The organism is Asanoa sp. NPDC050611, assembly GCF_040654855.1.
In the GTDB taxonomy this organism is placed as follows: domain Bacteria; phylum Actinomycetota; class Actinomycetes; order Mycobacteriales; family Micromonosporaceae; genus Asanoa.
In genome coordinates this window covers 1-3,345 of record NZ_JBFAIU010000539.1, presented here as the reverse complement: position 1 = coordinate 3,345, position 3,345 = coordinate 1, and the positions used below count along the sequence as shown (strand labels likewise).

The following is a 3,345-nucleotide window of genomic DNA, read 5'->3' as shown; positions in this document are numbered from 1 at the left end:
GACAGTGTGGAGGTCAACCGCGAATGAGCGTCGCAGCCGTGCTCGCGGGGTTCGCCGCGCTGCCCGCCCCCGCGGGCCCGCTCGCCGCCTGGGCGCACCGGGCCGCCACGAATGAGGGGTCGCAGATTCCGGTGTACGGGCAAGGGGGTAGGCGCGGCCAGTAGACAACGGCCCGGCGGGGGTAGCCAACCGTCGTCCGGTCGGAACGAAGGTCTCGCGGCACCTTTTGCCGCACCGGCCGGGGATGGGCCTGGGAGCATCGGGGCGTGACCGCGAGGTCACGCCCCGATTTCCGTTCCGGCACCCGCAGCGATCTTGGAGGGTGGCTGCCGTACCCTTCCCGGCATGGGAGAGCGATGGTGACCGTGGCCGAGGCCGCCCCCGCCGTGGCCGCACCGCCGGCACTCCGGCTACTGCCGGCCCGGGTCGCGGTGCCGATGGCCGTCGCCGCCGGCCTCACACAGCTCCTCGCGTTCCCCCGCTACGACCTCTGGTGGCTGGCCCCGGTCTCGGTCGCCCTGCTCGCGGCCGCCGTCCACCGCCGCCGTGCCCGCACCGGCGCCGCCCTGGGCCTCCTCGCCGGCCTGATCTTCTTCGGCCCGCTGCTCGAGTGGACCAACCTGCACACCGGCGTACTCCCGTGGGTGCTGCTGTTCGTCGCCGAGTCCCTGTTCATCGCGCTGCTGGGGGCACTGGCCGCGTACGCGAGCCCGCTGGTCGACCGCCACCGGTGGACCTGGCCGCTGCTGACCGGCGTCCTCTGGGTCGGTCAGGAGGCAGCCCGGGACCGGCTCCCGTTCGGCGGCTTCCCGTGGGGGCGCCTGGCGTTCAGCCAGGGCGACTCGCCGGCGCTGCGGTTCGCCTCCCTCGGCGGCGCACCGCTGGTCACGTTCGTGGTCGCCGTGGTCGGCGGCCTGCTGGTGACCGCGGCGTGGCGCCGCTGGGGCGTCCCGAGCGTCCTGCTCGCCGCCGGCGCCGTCGCCCTCGCGGCGGTCGGGCTGCTCGTTCCGGTGGGCGGCGGCACCGACGGCCAGAAGCCCGTGCGTGTCGCGGTCATCCAGGGCAACGTGCCCCGCCTCGGCCTGGACTTCAACGCACAGCGCCGGGCCGTGCTGGCGAACCACGTGACCGGCACCGTCGAACTGGCCGGCCGGGTCACCACCGGCCAGGCGCAGCAGCCCGACCTGGTCATCTGGCCCGAGAACTCCAGCGACGTCGACCCGTTCCTCGACCCGGAGGCCGCCGCCGCGATCTCCCGCGCCGCCGACTCGATCAAGGCGCCGATCCTGGTCGGCGCGGTGCTGCGCGGCCCCGGCGAGAACCAGGTCCGCAACGCCGGCATCGTCTGGCTGCCCGGCCAGGGCCCCGACGAGTCCCGGATGTACATCAAGCAGCACCCGGTGCCGTTCGCCGAGTACATCCCGCTGCGCAAGATCGCCCGGATGGTCAGCAAGGAGGTCGACCGGGTCCGGTCCGACTTCGTCGCCGGCGACACGCCCGGGGTGCTGGACATGGGTGCGGCCACGATCGGCGACGTGATCTGCTTCGAGGTCGCCTACGACGGGATCGTCCGCGACACCGTGACCGGCGGCGCCGGTATCCTCGCCGTCCAGACCAACAACGCGACCTTCGACGAGTCCGAGGCCCGTCAGCAGCTCGCGATGGTCCGGCTGCGGGCCGTCGAACACGGGCGGGACGCGCTGATGGCCTCCACCGTCGGTGTGTCCGGTTTCGTCGGGACGGACGGGTCGGTGCACCAGGAGACCGGGTTCAACGCCCCGGGTATCCTGCTCGCCGAACTGACACCGCGCGCAACGCGTACGCTGGCTACACAGTTGGGCTATTGGCCCGAGATGGTGCTGTCCGGGTTCGCGCTGGCCGGTCTGGTCGCCGCGGCCGTGATCCGGCGCCGGCGACCCGAAAGTCCCGACGGGATCGCACCATTGGCAGCAGAAGCACCGACGACATCGACCGCGGAGGAACGGTGAGCGAGGGCAACACGCCGGTTGGCGACGTGACGGAGGGCTACCCGGGCGTCGGGCAGGTCCTCGTCGTAGTGCCCACCTACAACGAGGCCGACAACCTCGAGGTCATCACCGGTCGGATCCGCCGGGCGGTGCCCGCGGCCGACATCCTCGTCGCCGACGACAACAGCCCCGACGGCACCGGCGAGATCGCCGACCGGCTCGCCGCGGCCGACAGCCACATCCACGTGCTGCACCGGCCCGGCAAGGCCGGCCTCGGCGCCGCCTACGTGCAGGGCTTCCGGTGGGCGATCGACCACGGGTACGACGCCGTCGTCGAGATGGACGCCGACGGCTCCCACGCGCCGGAGCAGCTGCCGAGCCTGCTCGACGCGGCCCGCTCCGCCGACGCGGTGATCGGCTCCCGGTGGACGCCGGGCGGCAAGGTCGTCAACTGGCCCTGGCACCGGTTCGTGATCTCCCGCGTCGGCAACACCTACGTCAAGCTGGCCCTCGGCATGCCGCACGGTGACGCGACCGGCGGCTACCGCGTCTACAAGGTCCCGGTCCTGGAGAAGATCGACTTCGAGTCGGTGGCGTCCCAGGGCTACTCGTTCCAGGTCGAGCTCACCTGGCGTACGCACCGGGCCGGGTTCAGGATCGTCGAGGTGCCGATCACGTTCGCCGAGCGTGAGCGGGGCGCGAGCAAGATGAGCTCGTCGATCGTCCGCGAGGCGCTGATGCGGGTGACCGTGTGGGGCCTGCGTTCGCGGCGGGACGCGTTGTTCGGTCGCCGCGATACGGCTGGGAAACCCTGACGCGACCCTGACGCCGCCCGTGCGACCACGTGTCATGCTGGATTGATGGGACGTCGAGGTCTGGTCCGCTGGCTGCCGCTGGCGATCTTGCTCACCGCAGCGGTGGAGATCGCCGTATTCATCCTGGTCGCGCACCTGATCGGCTTCGGCTTCACGGTGCTGCTCGTGCTGGCCGCGTCCGCGGCCGGCGTGTTGCTGCTGCGCCGCGAGGGGATGCGGGCGTGGCGCGGTTTCCGAGCCGCGGCCGACGCCGGCCAACCGCCGGGCAACCAGGTCACCGACGGCCTCGTCGGCCTCGGTGCCGGCGTGCTGCTGGCCATCCCTGGCCTGGTCACCGCCGTGCTCGGCATCCTGCTGGCGCTGCCGCCGGGGCGCCAGATCGCCCGGCTGGTGGTCCGGCGGGGGACCGAGCGGCGGATCTCCTCGGCCGCCGCGGGTGATCTCTTCGGACCGCGCCGGGTACGCGTCCGGCGTGGCGCGCCGCGTCCGCCCGACGGTGGCGGTGGTGGCGGGGCCGCCCGTCCGCCGGCGGGCCCGACCGGCGGCCCGGGGCCGGCCGGCCC

General features: G+C 73.3%; 3 protein-coding genes. All 3 read left to right on the top strand.

Annotated elements, in window-relative coordinates; all coding sequences use genetic code 11:
• Positions 1-356: 356 nt before the first annotated feature.
• Complete coding sequence (gene lnt / locus AB0H87_RS39800; RefSeq protein ID WP_360158375.1) at positions 357-1,988, top strand: apolipoprotein N-acyltransferase; 1,632 nt, start codon at positions 357-359, stop codon at positions 1,986-1,988.
• Complete coding sequence (locus tag AB0H87_RS39795; protein ID WP_360158372.1) at positions 1,985-2,782, top strand: polyprenol monophosphomannose synthase; 798 nt, start codon at positions 1,985-1,987, stop codon at positions 2,780-2,782. Before lnt ends, AB0H87_RS39795 begins: the two co-directional genes overlap by 4 nt.
• Before the next feature lie 45 nt (positions 2,783-2,827).
• Positions 2,828-3,345, top strand: a 518-nt coding sequence (locus tag AB0H87_RS39790) for an FxsA family protein (RefSeq protein ID WP_360158369.1), incomplete at its 3' end; no start/stop codon positions are given.

Bases quoted from the DNA above. Each gene is read 5' to 3' on its own strand.
- lnt (WP_360158375.1), top strand. From the start codon at position 357: ATGGTGACCGTGGCCGAGGCCGCCCCCGCCGTGGCCGCACCGCCGGCA.